This window comes from Sporomusa sp. KB1 (assembly GCF_007830295.1).
Taxonomy (GTDB): Bacteria; Bacillota; Negativicutes; order Sporomusales; family Sporomusaceae; genus Sporomusa.
The window spans coordinates 4,795,408-4,816,455 of the sequence record NZ_VLKC01000002.1 but is presented as its reverse complement, the minus strand read 5'-3'; the positions used below and the strand labels follow the sequence as shown (position 1 = coordinate 4,816,455).

The 21,048-nt window shown below is 45.3% G+C and carries 12 protein-coding genes and 3 riboswitches; all 12 genes read left to right on the top strand.

Features of this window, described 5'->3' with window-relative positions:
* The first annotated feature begins 69 nt into the window (after positions 1-69).
* The 12 genes from SALPA_RS26180 (at position 70) to SALPA_RS26130 (ending at position 21,043) form a co-directional block, all read left to right on the top strand.
* Entirely contained in the window at positions 70-1,287 is a 1,218-nt protein-coding gene (locus tag SALPA_RS26180) for a hypothetical protein (protein ID WP_145101043.1), read from the top strand.
* 84 nt (positions 1,288-1,371) lie between these two features.
* Positions 1,372-1,833 (top strand): nucleotidyltransferase family protein, encoded by a 462-nt coding sequence (locus SALPA_RS26175; protein WP_145101040.1) that lies wholly within the window; start codon positions 1,372-1,374, stop codon positions 1,831-1,833.
* Positions 1,834-2,391: 558 nt separating this feature from the next.
* Positions 2,392-3,738, top strand: a complete 1,347-nt coding sequence (locus SALPA_RS26170; RefSeq protein ID WP_145101037.1) for an MATE family efflux transporter — start codon at positions 2,392-2,394, stop codon at positions 3,736-3,738.
* A gap of 561 nt (positions 3,739-4,299) precedes the next feature.
* Positions 4,300-4,872, top strand: coding sequence for an HPP family protein (locus SALPA_RS26165; protein ID WP_145101034.1), 573 nt, complete (start codon positions 4,300-4,302; stop codon positions 4,870-4,872).
* 326 nt (positions 4,873-5,198) lie between these two features.
* Entirely contained in the window at positions 5,199-5,924 is a 726-nt protein-coding gene (locus SALPA_RS26160) for a cyclopropane-fatty-acyl-phospholipid synthase family protein (RefSeq protein WP_145101031.1), read from the top strand.
* Between the two features lie 617 nt (positions 5,925-6,541).
* Positions 6,542-6,796 (top strand): hypothetical protein, encoded by a 255-nt coding sequence (locus SALPA_RS26155; protein WP_145101028.1) that lies wholly within the window; start codon positions 6,542-6,544, stop codon positions 6,794-6,796.
* A gap of 235 nt (positions 6,797-7,031) precedes the next feature.
* Complete coding sequence (locus SALPA_RS26150) at positions 7,032-7,607, top strand: GrpB family protein (RefSeq protein WP_222428130.1); 576 nt, start codon at positions 7,032-7,034, stop codon at positions 7,605-7,607.
* A gap of 465 nt (positions 7,608-8,072) precedes the next feature.
* Positions 8,073-8,250: riboswitch (cobalamin riboswitch) on the top strand.
* A gap of 101 nt (positions 8,251-8,351) precedes the next feature.
* Positions 8,352-8,556: riboswitch (cobalamin riboswitch) on the top strand.
* Between the two features lie 263 nt (positions 8,557-8,819).
* The gene (locus tag SALPA_RS29320) at positions 8,820-8,963 is read left to right on the top strand and encodes a hypothetical protein (RefSeq protein ID WP_186451237.1); all 144 of its coding nucleotides are present in this window, start codon (positions 8,820-8,822) and stop codon (positions 8,961-8,963) included.
* Between the two features lie 90 nt (positions 8,964-9,053).
* A riboswitch (cobalamin riboswitch) is annotated at positions 9,054-9,199 on the top strand.
* Between the two features lie 175 nt (positions 9,200-9,374).
* Positions 9,375-11,651, top strand: coding sequence for a TonB-dependent siderophore receptor (locus SALPA_RS26145; protein WP_255451371.1), 2,277 nt, complete (start codon positions 9,375-9,377; stop codon positions 11,649-11,651).
* A 33-nt stretch (positions 11,652-11,684) separates the two neighbouring features.
* On the top strand, positions 11,685-19,919 hold the full coding sequence (locus SALPA_RS26140; RefSeq protein WP_145101022.1) for an autotransporter outer membrane beta-barrel domain-containing protein: 8,235 nt from the start codon (positions 11,685-11,687) through the stop codon (positions 19,917-19,919).
* 85 nt (positions 19,920-20,004) lie between these two features.
* Positions 20,005-20,469: a YbjN domain-containing protein gene (locus tag SALPA_RS26135; RefSeq protein ID WP_186451236.1), complete on the top strand. Its 465-nt coding sequence runs from the start codon at positions 20,005-20,007 to the stop codon at positions 20,467-20,469.
* 148 nt (positions 20,470-20,617) lie between these two features.
* On the top strand, positions 20,618-21,043 hold the full coding sequence (locus tag SALPA_RS26130; protein WP_145101016.1) for an OmpH family outer membrane protein: 426 nt from the start codon (positions 20,618-20,620) through the stop codon (positions 21,041-21,043).
* The last annotated feature ends 5 nt before the right edge of the window (positions 21,044-21,048 follow it).

Genomic DNA, 21,048 nt, shown 5'->3' with positions numbered 1-21,048 from the left:
GCAGCAGAGCCTTGCCGAGATGGAAAACAACATGAACAGTCTGATGCAACGGGCCTTTAAGGGTGAGTTATGGTAAATGAATTAAAAAACCAAATTAAAACAGCCATCCGCCGTAATTCCGACCGGGGTTTTGTACCATATAGCAGTTGCAACCGGGTATGTGCCGAGATGATGGCGGTGATGCAGATGGCCGAAGATCAGGCCCAGGTCGGTGATTATCAGCAAGCCTTTGACATCTACATTATGGTACTTGTCGAAACAATTAAGCTGATTGCTCATGCCGACGATTCCTCCGGTGCCGCCGGGGATGTGATTCATGGCTGTATTAGCGAGATAGATAGACTGTGCATTGATGTTCAGGAAATAAAACCGCCACACTTTTTTGATGCCATTATCAAGACTGTTAAAAAGAAAGCCTTCATTGAATGGTCAGAGCTTGGCTACCGGCTGCTAAAGTCGGCCGTCTATTTTGTCCAGAACAAAAAACAGGCGCAGAAGATCTATGATCTCTTTCCGGTGCTTGGCACCATGTATGATGACAAAGAGTATCCTGACAAACTGCTTATTACCCATGGCATACTGGTACGGCTGGAAGGTAGAGAAGCAGCTGACCGATATCTGCTGAATAACCTCCATGTAACGGAAATCCGCATGCTGGTTGTGGAAAATGCCCTGGCTGCTAAAGACTACATGTTGGCAGAAAAACTATGTACCGAAGCATTACGGCAAGATCCCCGTGGTTATTTCAACAAGCCTGCACCGTGGGCCTATTACCTGGAACAGCTTTATACCGAAACAGGCAATGAGGCCAAGCGCGAGGAAATGCTCCGATTTATTCTTTTGCACGGCGATACGTCATATTTCAAGAAACTAAAGGAGTTGTACCAGGAGCAGGGGAACTGGCACAAGCAAAGAGAAGTACTTTGGCAAGAATTAGCCAAGTCCCTGATGCACCATATCTATGCCTCACTACTAGCGCAGGAAGGTGAAACGGCCTTATTGCTGGAGGTAGTAAAACAGCATAAATCCTATATTGTACACTACGGTAAACAACTGGCCAAAGATTTTCCGCAAGTGACCTACGAAATATTTGAAGAGTATATCCTGGCTGAAGCCAAAGCGGCAACCGACCGTGGGAAATATAAAAATGTTTGCCGCATTATCAAAAACCTATCGGCTGCGGGCGGGAAAACTAGGGCACTAGATATAATAGAGAGTTTAAATGAACTGTATCAGCGCCGACCCGCTATGCAGGAAGAACTTGCTGCCATAAGAAAGAAAATATGACTTTCGAATTTTCAAAGTGGCAATAATATGTAATAATAAATATGAGATAAAAAGGCTTGGGACTTCCAACAGGGAGGTGTTTTCATGGCTATACCGATAAATTGTAGTCTGCCGCAAGAGTTACTTAACGAATTAATATATCGTATTCAGGCTAAGCTTGATAGTCATATTGAAAAGATAATTCTCTATGGATCCTGTGCCCGGGGTGAAGCGCAGGAGGATTCAGACATCGACATAATGGCCTTAATTAGAACCGATGGGCACGATCTGAAGAAATTCCGCGAGGATTTGGTAGACATTGCCTTCGATTTGTCTCTTAAACATGATTTAGATATTTCAATTTTATCTCAGGATCTTGAAGAATATAAGAAGTGGTCGCCCTATATACCATTCTTCCAAAACGTTCGGAACGAGAGTATAGTGTTATATGAACGAACCAATCATTTTGTTGAATTTCCTAACACCAAACTACAGAACGAATTGGCGACCACCATGGATGATATTATAAGCGTAAATAAAGAGGCGCTGCTGGAGTTAGCTAAGTAACCTTCGTGCTGTCTACGGTAACCTACGTAACTCCGTTACCCTTGGCCATTGCCGGAAAAAGCGTTCCGTAGGAGAAAAGCCGGGTGGTATTCCGTTAAGAAATTCGTAATGCTTGAGCGCAGCGAGTTTACGAATTTTAGGAATACCGCCTGGATTTTCAGCTTTTGGAGGCTTCAGGCCTAGACTTTTTGCTTACTTTTGTGTCATGACAAAAGTAAGACCGCTTGTATATGGCCGTATTCCATGAATAAGTCACGCCTTTAATCTAATGTCTAATTCTAATATGCGGGAGCATTTCTCCGGCCCAGCTACTAAGCTGGGTGTTTTTCTTGTTGCCTGCCGAGTTGAGGTTTATTGGCTGGCGGTTTCTCAAGCAGTTTTATTCTTTTCTATCGGATGATTTAGGATCTATCGGATGGATTTAGGAGAAAAATCGAATGTATTTCAAACGATACTGCAGATATGAGATTGTTATTTGAGGTTTTTTCGCGTATAATTATCAATTACGACTTGGACTATAAAACAGAATGTGTTTATATGTATGTGAGGTGGCCGATTGTGAAGCGAACACGTACGCTGCAAGGGAAAATTAGGCAGTTAGTAATTATTTTATTACCTTTATTTATTACGCAGATATCATTATGTTCCTTAAGTTTCTTTGATACCATAATGTCAGGTCATGCTAGTCAGAATGATCTAGCGGGTGTGGCAATCGGAGCGAATCTTTGGATGCCGGTGTTTACAGGAATTAACGGAATACTGATGGCACTTATGCCAATAATTGCCCAGCTTAACGGCGCGGGACGTCATAAAGAGATACCGTTTGTTGTAACACAAGGAAGTTATCTAGCTGTTGTACTTGCAGGTGTTGTATTAGTTGCCGGTGTATTTTTAGTTGGGCCGATTCTTGCTTTTATGAATCTTGAACCAGCTGTGTTTGATATTGCTTACCGTTTTTTGGCGGCTATTGCTTTTGGAATTGTTCCGCTTTTTCTTAGCACAGTGCTACGCTGTTTTATTGACACACTTGGCTTTACACGCATTACAATGCTAATCACTCTAGGATCGCTGCCGATTAATGTGGTACTTAATTATTTGCTAGTTTTTGGTAATTTAGGTTTTCCGCGTTTAGGAGGTGTGGGAGCTGGCTACGCATCTGCCATTACCTATTGGGTTATTCTGTGTATTAGTGGCTTGATTGTTTTGCGGATGCGACAGTTTAGTTGCTTCGCCATATTTAAAAAATTATATCCTATTTCGATATCGGCATGGAAGGAACTGTTGTCCATAGGCATACCTATTGGCTTTTCTATTTTCTGCGAAACGAGTATTTTTGGTGTTGTGGCTATATTAATGGCGCGATTTGGTACAGTTACCATTGCCGCTCATCAGGCAGCCATCAATTTTGCTGGATTAGTATATATGTTACCTCTAAGTATCAGTATGGCGTTGACTATTGTTGTCGGTTTTGAAATAGGGGCAAAAAGATTCCGTGATGCTCGTATGTATACCTATTTAGGTATTGGTTTTGCTGTATTCGCTGCAATCTTTTTTGCGTTAGGCTTAGTATTATTTAATAAAGAAGTAGCAGGCTTATATACAAATGATTATGAAGTACTTACGTTAACACAACAGTTCTTGGTGTATGCGGTATTTTTTCAACTCTTTGATGCTGTTGCGGCACCCATACAAGGGGTGCTGAGAGGATATAAAGATGTTAAAGTTGTTTTTATTATGGCTTTATTGGCCTATTGGATTATAGGTTTGCCAGTTGGTTATCTTTTGTCATATCATCAAGATTTTGGACCGTTTGGTTACTGGATTGGATTTATTGCCGGATTGGCTGTTAGTGCGGTTGTATTATTGCTGCGTCTTATTAGCGTTCAAAGAAGAAGCCATGCTTGAGATTTCCTCTATGAACGGTGGTTAGTCTTATGATTATTAATGAGAAGGGGCTGTCGCGCTAAGTTATGTACCTTCGTACTGTCTACAGCATCCTTCGTAACTCCCGTAAGGAAAAAGCGTTCCGCAGGAGAAAAGCCGGGTGGTATTCCGTTAAGAAATTCGTACTGTTTGAGCGCAGCGAGTTTACGAATTTTAGGAATACCGCCCGGCTTTTGAGCTTTTGGAGGCTTTGGGCCTAGACTTTTTGCTTACTTTTGTGTCATGACAAAAGTAAGACATCCCTTTGTACTCCAGTATATATCAAATCATAAGTATTGAGAGTCTCAAAGACCATACAAAATAAGAGGTATCATATGGGCTTGCGAGCCCCTGTGATCAATCTCACGGTAATAACACTATTTATAGTGTTATACTTGAGCGACGGGGAGGCAAACAGGGCAAGCGTACATAGTCCGTTATCTAAAATTAACGTTCTGTAAAAGAGGAGGCAGAACTATATATCTGATATTAAATCGATATAAGCTAATTACAATAAAAATGAATAGAAAATGAGGTAGAGAAATGTCAGCCGCGAATAGTAAGATATCTAAGCATCAGAAGTGGTACCATCGGCGGCTCAACATAAAACGAATCTTTACTTCGTCAATAGGATCGATGCTCGGGATTGGGACAGTCGCCTATGTATCTACTATAACTGGTGTTAATTTCATTATGCCTCCGCTAGGGGCAACTTGTTTTATTGCATTTGTTATTCCAGATAGTGCTTTTGCTCAGCCACGAAATATTATTGGCGGGCATGTTATATCTAGTATAGTCGGAATACTATGTTCTTATTGTTTTGGTCAGCAATGGTGGGCTTATGCGTTAGGAGTTGGCGTTGCGATTGCAGCCATGCAGTTACTGCGGATCTTACACCCGCCTGCAGCGGCAAATCCCATATTAGTAATGTTAGAATGGGGATTATCCTTAGATATTCTTTTAGCGCCGGTGCTAATTGGTAGCAGTATCTTAGCCTTGGTAGCTGTGATATTTAATAAATTCGTTATTAAACATAGATACTTTCGTGTAGTATTGCTATATGTAGCAAATATCTCTGAAAACATTCGTATTATTAGTTCGCCTAGAACTCTATAATTTAAATGCCGCCTTGAAAGAAACATCATTCATTATTTTGTGCGTCTTTAGACGCTAAGCCATTTATTGCCTTGACATACTGATGTTGCCATGATATATATATAGTAAGTTAACGAAAAAGGGAGTGTATTGATGTCGGTAATTCTGTAAGGATTTAGGTTAAGCGCATGAGATGAGCAATTGTTTTGCTCTTATTTGTGTTGTCAAAAACTGCCTTACAGATTGAATGAGCATCCATTTTTATAATGGAGTAATTTGTAGCGCAGTAGCATACTGTGCTTTTTTTATTTTCTTTCTATAAGGCAAAATTAGAGAGGAAGAATAACATGTATACATTTACAAACCAGTTTATTTCTAATGCTAAAAATGCTGATTTCTTGAAAGCCACTATGATGGGGCCAAACGCCATGCGAGTAGCGGAGGAATTAACGTCACACCTACACATCAATGAGAATATGCGAATACTTGACCTCGGTTGCGGGTGTGGCCTTTCCACGATTTTATTAGCGAAAAAATTTGGTGCGTCCGTTTTCGCCGCCGACCTTTGGATTTCGCCAACTGAAAACTATGAGCGTTTCCAATCTATTGGAATTGATGATAAGGCCGTTCCAATTTTCGTAGACGCGACCAAAGGGTTGCCTTTCGCAAATGGATATTTTGACTTGTTGTTCACCGTGGACGCTTACCATTATTTCGGTGATACGGCGGAAATGCTCCCGTCGCTCATTCCTTTTGTGAAAAAGGGCGGCTATATCGCCGTGGCTATTCCCGGCTTACAATACGAATTTGAGAAAAATGTTCCCGCTGAAATGCAGCCGTTTTGGAATAGTGAGATGGAAAGAACCTTGCACTCTCTTGATTGGTGGAAAGATTTGTGGAAGAGGACAGAGGGTATTGAACTAGTGGACAGTCGTGAAATGGCCAGTTGCAGACTGGCGTGGGAAGAATGGCTGACCGGTTATCACCCCGTTGTCGCTGATGACATCAAAATGATGGAAGCTGAGGGCGGAAAGTATTTTAATCTTATTCAGATGATAGCTAAAATTATCTGAATATCTTTGCCATTTTACCGCTCACCTTAGCCCGCAAAGGCGTATCTAATAAGCATTATTTACGCCGAATCTGAAATAGACAGCCACATGGCTGTCTATTTTTCGTAAATCCACTTGCATTTCATGTAAAAACATACTATTATTAGAAAAGGATGGAAATTAAAAAGTTAGAGTCGCCGTGTCCCATAGGTGGTGAGACACCTATAGGCACGAGCAGGTGCCCAAACACCTACACGTAACAGCGAACTGTTCACGACGACAATCTTATTATACCCGCTTGCCGGCTTGATTACAAGTTTTGGCAATTGTAGGTGTAAGGATTGTCACGAAAAGCAGCAAGCTGTGCGACTGCATGCCATATTAACTTGATTCATATCTGGCTACAGGTTTGGTTGTGCCTCTGTAGCTTGATACTGCTGCAAGTATTGATTGGATCGCATGTGTAGGGTGAATAATCCTGCATTTGTGATCCTTTTTAATTTCCTCCTGTAAAATTTCCCATGATCCGATGACTAATCTTCAGATGGGATTAGAACCCTACCTGAAGCTAAGTCTAATTTATGGGTGGTTACAGGAGGGCATAGAGCCTCCGTATTAAAAAGGGAGGGTATTTCATTATGGTAATGGTGTATACACCAGGTAAAAAATTCGAATGTGTAGAGCTTAAACAAGTCCAATTCAAACTGCTCATTGATGAAAATGGGCAGCAGTATCTACTGATGTACGATTTGGGTCAGCAATACCTATATGGCGTACAACATAAGAAAAGGGACCGGCCGGATTTCTCCTATATTGATGAGGTAATCCATATCGAAGAAGAACCGCAGCGTAAGAGCATCTTTCAAAACTTGTCCAGGATAAACCTTAGCTAATTTTTTATCCACCGCATGGTAACTACCAAGAGCAGCTAACGTACGTGGTCGCCAAGGATTGCCAAGAGGTTATTTGGCTTTTTCCCGACTTTAGATCTGCCCATAGGCTTTGGAAAACGCGTCCCGAAAGTTTGTCAACTACCGTTGATATTGGGGGGAGTTTTAGCGTTGTTTCGGGCGGCTATGGTATAATTAATAGGCTTTTGGGATAAAAGACGAATTAAGAGGTGATGGCATGAAAGAAATGAGTTTAGAAGAATTGTGGCAGCTTTATCCTATTATTCTTAAAGACCATAACCCAAATTATCAATCGTGGTACGCCGAGGAAAAGCAGCGGCTACTTCACATCCTGCAGGACTACGATATTTGTCGTATCAATCATATAGGAAGCACGTCTGTTGAAGGACTTATTGCGAAACCAACCATTGATATTCTATTGGAATTACCTAAAGACCATGCTGTGAATGACATTGCTCAGCTGTTGCAGAACGATGATTGGATTCTAATGCAAAAAGATGATAAACAAAGAACGCTTGATCTGGGAAAAGGATATATGCCCAACGGCTTTGCAGAAAAGGTATACCATCTTCATGTGAAACCGTTGGGAGATTGGAACGAACTTTATTTTAGAGACTATCTGCGACAATACCCTAATGTTGCACGGCAATACGAGGCGTTGAAGCTGGGTCTTAAAGAGCGGTTCGAACATGACCGTGATGCCTATACCTATGCAAAGTCGGATTTTGTCATGGAACAATCTCAAAAGGCTAAATTAGAATTTGCAGGACGTTATTTGCCACCTGAACACTAATTCGCCTTTCAAACAGTAGACGCCAACGAAGTTTTTGGGATAAATGACCTGTCGTGCGCCATGAAAGCGAGGATGCTACATATCCTCGCTTTCATGGCGCACGATAGGGATCGTGTTTTGTAGTTTTCTAAAAAAATAATATCATTCATTCAGAAATAGATAAACTCAATAAATGTTATTTTTGAAACAAAATCCTTGTCCCTGTACCTTTTTCCCCGGTCCCTTCTTATTGATGCTTTAAATCAGGCCATTGGCATAACCGGTGCAAAACAAGGTTTGCATTCAAGCAATGCATATAAAACACTGATGGAACTTATAAAGGTATCCCCAAAATCCCTAATTTGTCTTGCATTGTTTATACTTAATGTTGATATTTGGGATTTGTATCTACAAACCCTGGAGAAAATAAAAAATATTGACATTTTTGCGAATTGGTGATAACATCAAAATTAATTAAATCTAAATTAAATATTTGTGTTATCAGGTGCGTAAATGCTTAATAGAGAAATCGGTTAAATGCCGATGCGGTCCCGCCGCTGTATGGATGAGCGAACTTCAATATGTCACTGGATTTAAGAATCTGGGAAGGCGAAGCGAGCAATGAATCCGAGCCAGAAGAACTACCTGAGAACAAGCCGTAAAAACTACGCGAGAGACGTCGGTGGCTAGGGATCAGTATAGTTCTGTTGATATCAACCTCTTCGTGTTAATTTACGAAGGGGTTTTTTGTTTTCTAAAATTTAATAAAATAAGAGGAGAACAGGTGCCTCTGCAGGACAACTCAGCGACGCTAAGAGGCCTAACAGGAAAGCCGGTGCAAGTCCGGCGCAGTCCCGCTACTGTAATGGGGAACTATCAGCAGGTTTGCCATTGAGCATAAAGTGCTTGAGAAGGAGCTGGTAAGTAATGAACCAAAGCCAGGAGAACTGCCTGTTTTTAACATCCGAGCAAGCTTGCGATGCACAAGCGGATACTATAGTAATTTGAACAGGTCGACGGCATATTTGCTGTGCCCATTACGTGTTCTTGTGATTTGTTTTGTGCATTTGCAGGGTGTAAGGTTGTCACACTCTCCATTGGCACGCAATTTTTACCCAGGTGTTTTTTAAATGGGCAAAAGTTGCGTACAGTTTTTTAAAAAAGCATTTTAACGGAATGGGTGGGGTGTAGTGCTGGATTCATTAAATATATTCGAAAAAGGGGAGGGGCTTAATGAGTAAATTGGATAAATACATCAAAAAAATAGAACAGCTAGAAAAAGAAATTGTTGAGGTTAGCCGTATTACTTATCTGGAAAATTTACGTGAATTGGCAAAATTGCGCTATAAAATAAGCAAAGTCAAAAAAAGGACATAGAATAACATGGAGTTTTGTACATTAATTTGGAGTTTTATTCGGTTTTGGCGCGAAATTTAATCGTTGTGCAGCAAGTTACTGAAAATTTAATAGTTAACTATATAATCAGGTAATCCGCGTGTGACTGCGGAGTTTAATAGGAAAGTCCGGTGAGATTCCGGCACTGTCTCGCAACTGTAAAAGAAAGTTGTAATAACGATCTTAAGTCAGAACCTGCCTGTTTAGAGATAATACCGCCTGCGATGTACGGGTTGAGTATAAGGAATGCTTTACGCAATTGGTTTTAGTTGATTGTGCTAATGTATTCGTTATATTCTCTTTGCGTATGATGGCGGTTTTTGAGTTTATTAAAGGCACAAACCCGTACTTCAACTGCGTAAAGAGTTGAGCGTGTTTGTGCTTTTTTGTCTTTTGAAACGAAAGGTTGTGATTGGCTTGGCATATATAAGCATGTTAAAGAGAAATAAAAAGCTGAAAGCAGCGATAGCTTTGGGGTGTCTTATGCTGACACCGTCAGCCTATGCGGCCCAGGAAGACCAGGATAGTGTAAAAGAATTTAGTTTGGAACCTGTCACTGTTGAAGCCAAAAGACCAGACTGGGAGAGCAAGTTGTCTCCCGGAACGGTGACGGTCATTAAACCGGAAACATTTTCCGGCGAACAAAAAGACTTGCCTGCAATGCTCAAACAGGTTCCGGGAATTTTTGTGCGCGAAATCAACGGCAAAGGGCAGTACACTACCGTAAGCGTACGCGGTTCCACGGCAGCACAGGTAGGAGTTTTTGTAGATGGTGTTTTGACAAATCTTGGCGGTGACGCTGCCGCAGATATTTCTGCTATTCCCGTAAGCAATATTGAAAGGATAGAAGTATATCGCGGCTACATTCCTGTAAGGTTTGGCGGTACTTATATGGGTGGCGTTATCAATATTGTTACCAAAAAGCCGGAAAAGGCGGATATCAGCCTTGAAACCGGCATAAGCTCCCACGGCGGAAGAAACTATGGCCTGGAACTTACGGCTCCGTTAAGCACGGGCACCTTACTATTTGGTCTGAACAGGGAACAAAGCGACGGTGATTTTAAATACACTAACTTTGCTGCGGAATCCTACGGTGGAGATGGTACCCGTTACCGCAAATACAATGACTTTAACAATACGGACGCTATCATCAAATGGCAGGATGATAACTGGATGATTAAAGGCAGCTACAAGAAGGTTGACAGGCATTTGCCGGACAATCTGTGGCCTGAAGGGTCGATTGCCAATGCGTATGACCCGGGAGCTAAAACAGATCTGGCGGACATTAACCTTGCGGAAGGCAAACGTCAGACTGTCGACAGTAAGGAACTGCTGGTTAGCCGCAGAGCGCAGGCCGGCAATCTGGAATGGGGCTGGTCATTGAATTATCTGGATCAGGACAAAAATTACCGGGTTGAGAAAATTAAAAACCCGTATTTCTCCTATTGGTCCACCCCTCTTCGCGCCTGGAGCGCTTATGACAGTACACGCTGGGGTGGAAAACTTGATGGAAGCTATAAGCTTGATGATCATAACCTGATTGAATTTTTAGCCAGCTATTCAAAAGAAAAAATGAATGTTGACGGCTCGAATCTGGCAACAGCAAACAGCAATTATGATTCATTCCGCAATTATTATGAGCAGAAGTTACTTAATATTCAATTGCAGGACACGGTAACGCTGGACAAAGAAGGCACCTGGCAATTGACTCCCAACATCAGATACAACCGATCTGAAATTCTTGGCAGAAGCCACCGTGACGCAACAAGCGGCCATAGCTGGGTGCAAAAAGAGGAAACGCAGTCCAATGGTAAAACCACCTGGCAATTGGCTGTCAAGAAGGAATTTAATGAAAACTTTTCAATGCGGGCAACTGGCGGAACGTATTACCGGCTGCTGAATCTCTATGAAATTGCCGGTGATGGCGCCGGAATTCTACCGCCTCCTAAAGATAAAAATGCCAGTGGCACCGCCTATCCGCTGCCTGAAGAAGGGAAACAATTTGATGTAAGCGGCCTTTGGCGGAATAAGTGGTTTGGGTCCGATGCTTCCAGCCTGACCTTGACTTACTTCTGGCGTGATTCGGATAATATGCTGCAGCTTTCCCGCCGCGGTTATGATTATTGGTGCTATTTCAATGACAACAAGGGTAAAGTGTATGGCTTGGAAATGCAGAACAACTACTCCTGGAAAAAATTTGATCTCAACCTTTATGCCACTTACACCAAGAGCAAGCTGCAGCGCCAGGACAGTGCCTATGCGGATTATGGTCCAGAGTACACGCAGGGGTATAAAGACATCTGGGCTACTTACCAGCCGGAGTGGCAGACAGGCTTACGTCTTACGAATAAACCCTCGGATAAATTCGATATTTACGCCGAACTAAAATACCGTGACGAGATGTTTACCAATGCTGTTAAGGACAAACGTGGTGGACATTATGCTTACGAAAGCGGCGCCCCTGTCAGGGCACTGACAACTGTTGATCTGGGTGTTAAGTTCAAGCCCACCAAAACATGGCAAGTCACTGTCGGCTGTAATGACATTTTTGACGCTGCCAGTGATTTGAAAATTGATTATCGCGACTATTCTGATAAACATATTAGTGTTAATCCTGAATATCCTTTGGCGGGCAGAACCTTCTTTGTAAATGCACGTTATGATTTTTAAGCTATTTAAGGATTTAATTGGAGGTGTAAATATATGAAGAATTGTTTACGCAGGCGTAAAGTTAACCGCGCATTAGCTTTACGCGTCACAGCGGCGCTTCTGGGCGGTTACTTATATACCATGCCGGTCTTGGCGGCTGATCTGGGTGTTGTCACGACCTATTCGTATGGCGGCACTGCTGCCGGGCAGGTAGGGACGATTACAGGCTCCAGAGTAGAAGCTACTGTTGATGCCCAGGGGCAGGTAAAAATTGACAGTGGCATTAACGCCGATGCCCAAAGCTTCAGTATTATTGACGACAACGGACAGGTACGCATTCTTATCCGCCAGAGGACAGAAGCCGGCAAGCAGAGTCTGGTTGTTGATCCGGAGGGAAACTGGAAAGCGGCTGTTGCCTCCACGGATTTGACTCCCGAACCCAATATTCATGCGGTTGCCTATAAAGGGAATTACCTCTTTGCAACAGGCTACGACTACGGCAGATTGGTTGTTGCTGATTCTGCCAAGAACTATCAGCAGGCGCATGTCTATGAAGTGCCTGCTGCGGTAAGAAACGCTACCACAGGCTATAGCAACCTGACTGCTTACCACGGTGAAGGACTGGTTGTGAGAGGCAATGAATTATACGCGTTGTTTACCTGCAACCCTCAGGGCGGTGTTGATACGTACGCCGACAGCTTTGTCATCCATTATACGATTGCTGCTGATGGCAGCCTGGTATATAAAGACTACACCCGAGTCGGCAAAAACACGATGGACATGAAAGAATATAATAACGTACTGCTGACGGCCAGCAGCGGCGGCTATCAGTATGGTGGACAAGCCAACGACGAAACAGCGCTGCACTATGTCAGACTGGACGAAACCGGCAAGCCGGTAGCAGGCAAAGTTACTTATAAGGGTGCGGAGGCGTTGAAAGGGGAGTACCGGAATGTTACGGTAACTCCTGACGGCTTTGCCTATGTTTTCACAGGCAACTATGATAACAGCTGGGCAGGCATGAAGGGGGCTGTTTACCGTACAACGGTGAGTAATTTGCTGTCGTCAGCGCCGGAAAACTGGCAGAAGATCATTGACGTCGACAATGTTCCCAGCTATGCCTGGGGCATTGAGGTGGAAAGTACGCCGCACCGTCTGTGGTTTGTCAGCGGCAATAAGATATTGGTTTATCTGGACGGCCAAACAACGCCGATAGAGTTCAATATGACCTCAGGCGGACTTACCAGTCTGGGTGATGCTAGCATAAATGGCTTTGACATGATAAAAACAGATGTCGTTACAGGTGCTGCGGATAATATTGTCAAAGCCGGAAATCTGGCCGGCGCAACTGCGGATTATACTGCAAAGATAAGCGGCACAGGCGCTGCGGATGAAAGGGACGCCTACTATCTTGGCCCAGATGCAATTACCAATAATCTTTACAGCACTTTTACTTTCAAAAAAGACGTTGTTATCGGTCTAGGCACAGACCGGCTGGGTGATAAAACCACTAACGTACTGGCTGCCGTTTATGGCCGCGACGGCAAAAACCTTACTATAAACGCTGAAAGCAGTTCAGGCGCCAGGGATAAAACCCTGACTCTGAATGTGACGAATTATGTAGGAACTCCCGCCGGTGTTTATGCCGGCAATGGAAAAGACGTCACTATCAATGCCGGGGCATTGAATATCAATACTGTTGCCTATAAAGACGGTGAAACGGTCACCAACGCTGTCTGGAATGACGCTGCGCAGGATAAGGGCAACAGCATCACCATCAATGCGCCTGTGAACATCTCCATGCAAGGCGGTCAGGGAGGACACGCGGTTGCGGTAACCAAAACTGACCGCTGGGGCGAAAAATCTACTGCTGCTGATCAAAAATCGGAGATTATCATAAACGGTGATTTGACAATTGGCAATGCTGCTACGGGGGACTACGGCGTAGGCCTTAATACCAGGAATGTCATTTCGCGGTTTAATAGCGCCGGTCTGTATACTTCTGTTGAAAAAAGTGCCATTACCGTCAATGGCGATGTTACTATGGCGATTTACGGCAATGGCGCCGCAGCAGCAGCAAAAGACAGTACAATTACGATCAAAGGCGGCAGTATCAAAGTACCGGCAGGGAAAAACTATGGTTACTATACCCTTGCTGCCTATCTTGGCACGATTACTATGAATGCCGGTGCGGATGGTACAACGCCTGGCACCAGTGACGTGAAACTGGACGGCGATATTTTTGCCCTGAGCACCGGCACCGTAAATCTCGGACTGACAACAGCAGACTCTTATCTTAACGGTATTGTCGACAATGGCGGTACTGTTAACCTGTGGCTGCAAAACGGTGCAACCTGGACCAATAAGGGCAATAATACCAGATATGCCCAGGATAATGAAGATGTCGGCAATAACGGCGCCAGCCGCATTACGAAATTAACAGGCGGCACAAGCGCGAGCAAGGCTGGTGTGATTGTCCAAAAAGCAGCCGGCAATGATCTTACGATTGATAATTACAGCGGTTATACTACCGTATTGTATAACCATGATGCAACTACCCCGACAACAATTCTCGGCGGCGCCATAAAAATTGGCAGTGCGGCAACAGGCGGCAATATCACGCTGCGTACCGATTATGATACCAACATGAGCACCAGTGAAATTCAGAATAATGTGCTGAATGCCTTGGCTAATAAGCTGTATTACAACGCTTACACTACCGGTGAACGCAATCTGACCGGCAAAGTCGAGATTGCCGAAGGCTTGACAGCCCAGTCGGCGGCGAAATATGTCGGCGGCGTAACTTTCAGCCAGACAAATGGTCAGGGAAGTTATACAAGCAGCAGCCCACAGCCACCGGTAGAACAGATTACTACCGCATTTATCACCAGTCTGACCGGCATAAAAGGTACTAATAATGAATATGTAAACGGTGGAGTATGGAAAGATGGCGCCTATGTCTTTACCAAGGACAGTACGATTACTGTTGATGATGGCGATGTGACCGGCGGCAGCATCGGCGATAGCAAAGCAGTTGCCGGTATCGTAGGCAATGGCGGCGATATTACCGTCAATGGCGCCGGGAAATCGTTACGTATAGCTGCTGCAACTGCAGCTGCGGGCAATCAGGCGATTGGCATTTATACCAATAAAAAACTTAATCTGACGGTGGATAGTCTGACAACTACCAGTACGTCGGCAGGAAAAACGGCAGCAGGTATCTTTGTCAATAACGGCGGCGAGGCGGTTATTACCGGGAATGTCAATAGTAATGCCAAGGATACTGCCGGCGGCAATGCCTATGGGATTTATGTTTCTAATGGCGGGTCAAAAGTAACCGTTAACGGCGACCTTGCTATGAAAGGCACTGGCGCAGGCGATAATGCCTATGGAGTGTCTACTGCACAGAAGAGCGGTTCCGGCACGCCTGCCTATCAGGCCAAAGGCATCTACCTGGATAATAGCACTACCGGTAGTGAAGTAACAGTTACCGGTAAAGCGGATATTGCTGTTAAAGGTACCGGCGTGGAGATGAGCGGCAGCAAAAATAACAAAGTAACCCTTGCCAGCGGCAGTATTGTTACCCCGGCAAGCACCGAAGACGAATTCAATGCCCTGCACATCGCGGCCGGCACCTTCACTATGGGGATGAATACGGCGGCTACTGATGCCAGCGGCGGCGACGTAACCATTGCGGGCAATATTTACCTGTTGAAAGACGGCGCTGTAAATCTGGGCCTGGGCAGTGCGGCATCCGCGTTAACCGGGGTGGTGGACAATCGCAATGGCGGCACGGCAAACCTCTACTTGCATGAGGGTGCTGTCTGGAACAATACGAGTACTTCTAAAGCTACCACTTTCACTGGCAGTCACATTAACAAACTGGCCGGTGGCACAAATACGGCCAAGCAGGGCGTAATCTTCCAAAACGATAGCAATCCAATTATTGTTGATAATTACAGTGGGTATACGACGGTATTGTACAGTCATGACGGCACTGCGCCAACAACGATTATCGGCGGCGACGTAAAGATTACCAGCGCGGCAGCAGGCAGCAACATTACGTTGCGTACCAATAACGCCGGTTTGAATACTGCTTCAACCCTGGCGGCGGATAAGAATCTGGTCAGCGCTACCTTGAATGCGCTTGCCAATAAGCTCTACTATACCGCGTATACCACGGGTGAAAGAAACCTCACCGGCAAGGTTGAGATCGCGGAAGGACTGACAGCACAATCGGCCAGCATGAAGGTCGGCGACATTGCCTATAAGGCTGACAGCGGCCAGGGACAGTATGAGTATACGCCAGCGGTAGATATTCCTGATTCCCAGAATAAAACCGAATTTATAACGGCTATTACCGGCGATGGGACAGCCGATACGGAATACGTAGCCGCCGGCGTAAGGACAGACAACGGCAGCTATGTGTTCACTAAAGACAAGACAACGCTTACGCCGGCTAAGCATCTGATTGCCGCCGGCGCCTGGATGCCTCAAATCAGTTCGGCGATATCCGGCAGTACGGCGGATAAATCCGTCAGCATCGATCTGCATAACAAGGAACTGGCGATCAATACGGTTACTGATACCCATACTACCGGCATTACGGCTATTGGCGACGGTAAGGTGGAAATTAATAATGCCGGCAAGATTACCATTCAGGCCGAGAGTACGAAAGGCGGACAGACAGCCGCCCTGTATGCGAACGGCGGCGGACATATCGTTATCCATAACGGCGGTGACAATTCCCGGGACAAGGTCCTTACTTTAAGAGCCGATACTACGGCAAAAGCCAATGGTGCGGTGATCAAAGCAATGAACGGTGTTAGCGGCAAGGAATCCAGCATCGTAATTGACGGGCTTGTTGACGTGGTGGCAGATGGCGACACTACTGACGGCAAAGGTGCCAACGAAGCGATCAGCGCGGTGGCCTCAACAATTGATATTGGCGGCGGCAGCATCAAGGCCATTAATGACGCCTGGTGCGCCATCCGCGCTTATGGCGAGTTCGTTTCCAATAATTACGGTACGGTTAATGTCAATGTTGTCAAAGATAGCGGCGACAATGTTATCGGCGCCGGGAAAAACAAGACTGTTATTGAGGGGAATATTGTTACCAATGGCGGTATGGGGACGAAAGGCAGGGTCAGCATCGGCCTGAGTACGGCAGATTCCTACTGGAAAGGTGATTATACCGACATTACCGGTTATGGTGTAACACAGGGACAATTAGGCAATGTTAACTTGTTTATGTCGAACGGAGCTAACTGGACCGGCTATACCAAGGGCACGATGAATGTAACTATGGCCAGTGGTGCAACCTGGAACGGTTATAACCTCGGTGATGAATTCGCTTTACATGTAAGTGATGACGCTGTCTGGCACAATACCAACACTGCCGCTGATAACAGCAAGATAAAATACTTTACCGGCAGCACCGGCACTGGCAAAACCGGGTATATCGATATGACCATGGCCGGTGCCGGCAATGTTGTAATTGATAACTATAGCGGCAGTACTACGGTGCTCTATAACCATGATGCAACTATGCCGACAACTATTCTTGGCGGCGATACAACCATTAAGCATGCGGCAGCAGATTCTTCCATTACCTTGCGTACAGACAGCAGCGGTATTGACCTGGAAGATGATACTACCATTAATTCTGTACTTGACGCATTGGCGAAGAAGCTATATTACACCAATTACACAACAGCCGAAAGGAATCTCAGCGGCTATGTGCAGATTGCCGAAGGCCTGACTGCTGCCTCGATTACCAAGCAGACCGGTACTATGGTATTTGATGGTACAACTGGTCAGGGCGGGCTGGATAAAACCACCGTTACTCCCGGCGTTGACTATCCTGACAGCCAAACGACAGCAAACTTTACGACTGCTATTACCAGCGATTGGACTACCGATAAAGAATACAAGAAGGCCGGCGTACTGAAAGCGGATGGCAGCTATAGCTTCAGCAAGGATACGACAACAATTACGGCTGGAAAGAATTTAATTGCCGGCGGGCCCTGGCTGTCACAGATCAGCTCCGCAGTATCCGGCAGCAGCGCGGGTATTGCAGTCAGCATCGATCTGAACAATAAAAACCTGGTAATTAATACCGTCAGTGATACCCATACGACCGGCATTACCGCTATCGGTGACGGCAAAGTGGAAATTAATAATGCCGGCAAGATTTCTGTTAATGCCGAGAGTACGGGCGGCGGCCAGACAGCAGCCGTGTTTGTCAACGGCGGCGGTCAGATTGTCATTCATAACGGCGGTGATGATCTTGCAGGCAAGGTGCTGACGGTAAGAGCTGACACCACGGCCAAGGCTAACGGAGCGGTTATCAAATCGATGAATGGCGCAGACGGAAAGCGGTCAAGCATCACGATTGATGGTCTGGTAGACGTTTTAGCCGACGGCGATATGACCGACGGCAAAGGCGCGAACGAAGCTGTCAGTGCCGTAGCCTCCGACATCAGCATTGGCGGCGGCACAATTAAGGCTGTTAACGGAGCGGCCTATGCTATCAGGGCCTATGGCGAATTTGTAAGCGCCAATACCGGCACAGTACAGGTTAATGTCAGCAAAGACAGTAGCGGCAACATAACCGGAGCAGGTGACAATAAAACCGTTATCGAAGGCGACTTTTCTACCCGCGGCGGCATGGGCACCAACGGTTTGATTACAGTTGGGCTGGGCACTGCCGATTCTTCCTGGACCGGCAACTATACTACCAACGGCGGCAATGTCAACCTGTACATGAAAGACGGCGCAACCTGGACAGGGTATAACACGGGCAAGAATTTTGCACTCGACATGCAGAATGGTGCCAAATGGATCGTTACCGGGGACAGCACAATCAGCAGCCTGACCAGCGGCAGCAGCAGCGCTGCCAAAACCTTGGCGGCTGCCGGCACTAATGGCGGGGTAGTCGATATGACCAGTGGCAATGCCGGCCATGTGACCATTGACAATTACAGTGGCAGTACAATATTCCTCTATAAACATGACACAGCTGCACCTGCCAGCATTTTGGGCGGCAATACCACCATCAAACACGCTGAGGAGAATTCTTCGATTACCCTGCGTACGGACAGAAGCGGGATTGATTTGAGCAATGATACCGCAATTGACGCTGTACTTGCTGCTTTGGCGGCAAAACTCAATTATGCCAATTATGCCGGTGGCGAGAATAACCTCAGCGGCTATGTGCAAATCGCCGAAGGGTTGACAGCTTCTGCGGCTGGCAGGGCTACAGGCACAATTAATTATAGTTCCACTGACGGACAGGCATCGCTCCAACCGGGTTCTGTCATTACAACCGGTGGCTCTGAGGTAATCTATGGTTCTACAGAAACTGCCATGATGCGAGGCGCTAAATCGGCAATGGCCTCCTCGGCGATGCTGTGGCGCAGTGAGAATGCCGATGTTATGCAAAGAATGGGCGACCTGCGCCTGGGCGGTGAAGGAAAAGGAATCTGGGCCAGGTATTACAATGGGAAATCAGAGGTTAACGAGCAGAATACAGAATTTGAAACTTCCTATAAAGCCTACCAGCTGGGCTTTGACCGGCAGATAGCCAACGACTGGACAGTTGGCGCCGCTGTAAGCTATAACGATGGCTCGAGCAATTATTCACTGGGCGGGGAAGGCGACAATTCGGCAACCAGCCTTTCCCTGTACGGAACGTGGCAGGGAAGCCGCGGCCACTACCTTGATGTACAGGTTAAAGGCAGCAGCCTGAAAAATGATTATACTGTCTACAATGATTTCGGGCATAAGCTGGACGGTGACTATAAGACCTGGGGCGTTTCTGTAAGTGCCGAATATGGCCGGCATATCGAAGCAGGCAATGGTGTTTACTTTGATCCTGGTGTCAAACTGACTTTAGGCAGGATACAGGGTAAGGATTATAAGGCGCACAGTGATTTCCTTGACTCGCAGGGACTTGCCAGGGATATGTCCGTAAGCCAGGATGGCTTTAACAGCGCCATCGGTAAGCTCAGCGTAGGTATTGGTCAGAAAACGAAGACTGGCAATATTTTTGCCAGATTTGCCCTTGCTCATGAATTTGCCGGTAAATTTACCACGAATTACGCAGCCGAAGGGGAGCCAACAGGCAGCACGAAAATTGATTTCGGCGATACCTGGTATGAAATGCAACTGGGCGGCAGCACTAGACTTAGTGAAAATTCCTATCTTTATGCAACCTACGAAAAAACCTTCAATGCCGATGTGACCAACAAATGGCGGATTGACACAGGTTTGCGGTGGACCTTCTAAGTAACTCTCTTAAAAATTGAGGATGGCCGCTCAAAGGCTATCCTCAATAATAATAAAAAATAACATAGTAAAGGAGTCTGTGAAAATGGGAAGCGACCAAGAAAAAGACGAAGTTATGAATGCAAAAACAATAAAAATGAGGGAGTTTTTAGCAGCAAATAAAATTGAATGCTTTGCTTTACAAGAAATGGAAAATGAGGAGCAGACCGCAATTTTCCGCAGCCATATGCAGGTTAAGGGTCAAACCCTGCCCTTTGCCATTCTTATTGATACCAGCGTCTATACCTTACTGCAGGTTCAGATCGCGACAGGAGTGGCCCAAGGTGAAAAATTCCTGAAAATTGCGCCTTTTCTCAATGAAATAAACAACAATTACCGGTTATTTAAATTCGTCGTTTCGCCAGACGGCGACGTATTGCTGAATGCCTGCCTGACTGCCAAGGATGATAAGTTTGATCCGGACTTGATTAATGCCATTTTGGGAGAAACTTTGAAATTCCTGGAGAGTGAATACCCTAAATTTATGAGCCGAATATGGGATGAAAAATAACTAAACCAAGACAGTGAACTTATTTCAACATAGCTGAAACATCGGCGGGTTCAGGCGGGGAGTCTACCCTTCCTGAACAAACGCTGCCTGCAGAGGCGGGAGTCTTAACTCGCCGCAAAAGATAAAACTTGGGAAAAGAGGAATAATCATGAAAAAGAAATTGATAGCTTTCATATGCCTGCTACTGCTGATGTCAGGTTTTGCTTCCACTGCCTTAGCGGCAGAGCAAAGTTCTCTGGTTGGTTTTGTGAATGTGCCGAATGTGCTGCAAAACTATCCTGGCATCAAAGATATTCTACAGAAAATCAGTGACGAAAAAGTCAGGTTGCAGAATCAATACAATGAACAAGCCAAAGATATGCCGGATAGCGACAAAAATACACTGAGTACCAATCTCTCCCAAGAGTATGCAAAATTCGAACAAAGCACAATGGCGCCTGTTCAGCAGCAAATTCAAAATACCATTGCCAAAGTGGCCAAAGATAATGGCATCAAAAATGTTGTGAACAGCAACGCTATGCTGTTTGGCGGCAAAGACCTGACAGGTGAAGTTGTCAAAGCCTTGCAAAAGTAATAACG

Coding starts and splice junctions, on each gene's coding strand:
- SALPA_RS26155 (WP_145101028.1), top strand. CDS start 6,542: ATGGTAATGGTGTATACACCAGGTAAAAAATTCGAATGTGTAGAGCTT.
- SALPA_RS29320 (WP_186451237.1), top strand. CDS start 8,820: ATGAGTAAATTGGATAAATACATCAAAAAAATAGAACAGCTAGAAAAA.
- SALPA_RS26160 (WP_145101031.1), top strand. CDS start 5,199: ATGTATACATTTACAAACCAGTTTATTTCTAATGCTAAAAATGCTGAT.
- SALPA_RS26150 (WP_222428130.1), top strand. CDS start 7,032: ATGAAAGAAATGAGTTTAGAAGAATTGTGGCAGCTTTATCCTATTATT.
- SALPA_RS26175 (WP_145101040.1), top strand. CDS start 1,372: ATGGCTATACCGATAAATTGTAGTCTGCCGCAAGAGTTACTTAACGAA.
- SALPA_RS26180 (WP_145101043.1), top strand. CDS start 70: ATGGTAAATGAATTAAAAAACCAAATTAAAACAGCCATCCGCCGTAAT.
- SALPA_RS26135 (WP_186451236.1), top strand. CDS start 20,005: ATGGGAAGCGACCAAGAAAAAGACGAAGTTATGAATGCAAAAACAATA.
- SALPA_RS26130 (WP_145101016.1), top strand. CDS start 20,618: ATGAAAAAGAAATTGATAGCTTTCATATGCCTGCTACTGCTGATGTCA.
- SALPA_RS26165 (WP_145101034.1), top strand. CDS start 4,300: ATGTCAGCCGCGAATAGTAAGATATCTAAGCATCAGAAGTGGTACCAT.
- SALPA_RS26140 (WP_145101022.1), top strand. CDS start 11,685: ATGAAGAATTGTTTACGCAGGCGTAAAGTTAACCGCGCATTAGCTTTA.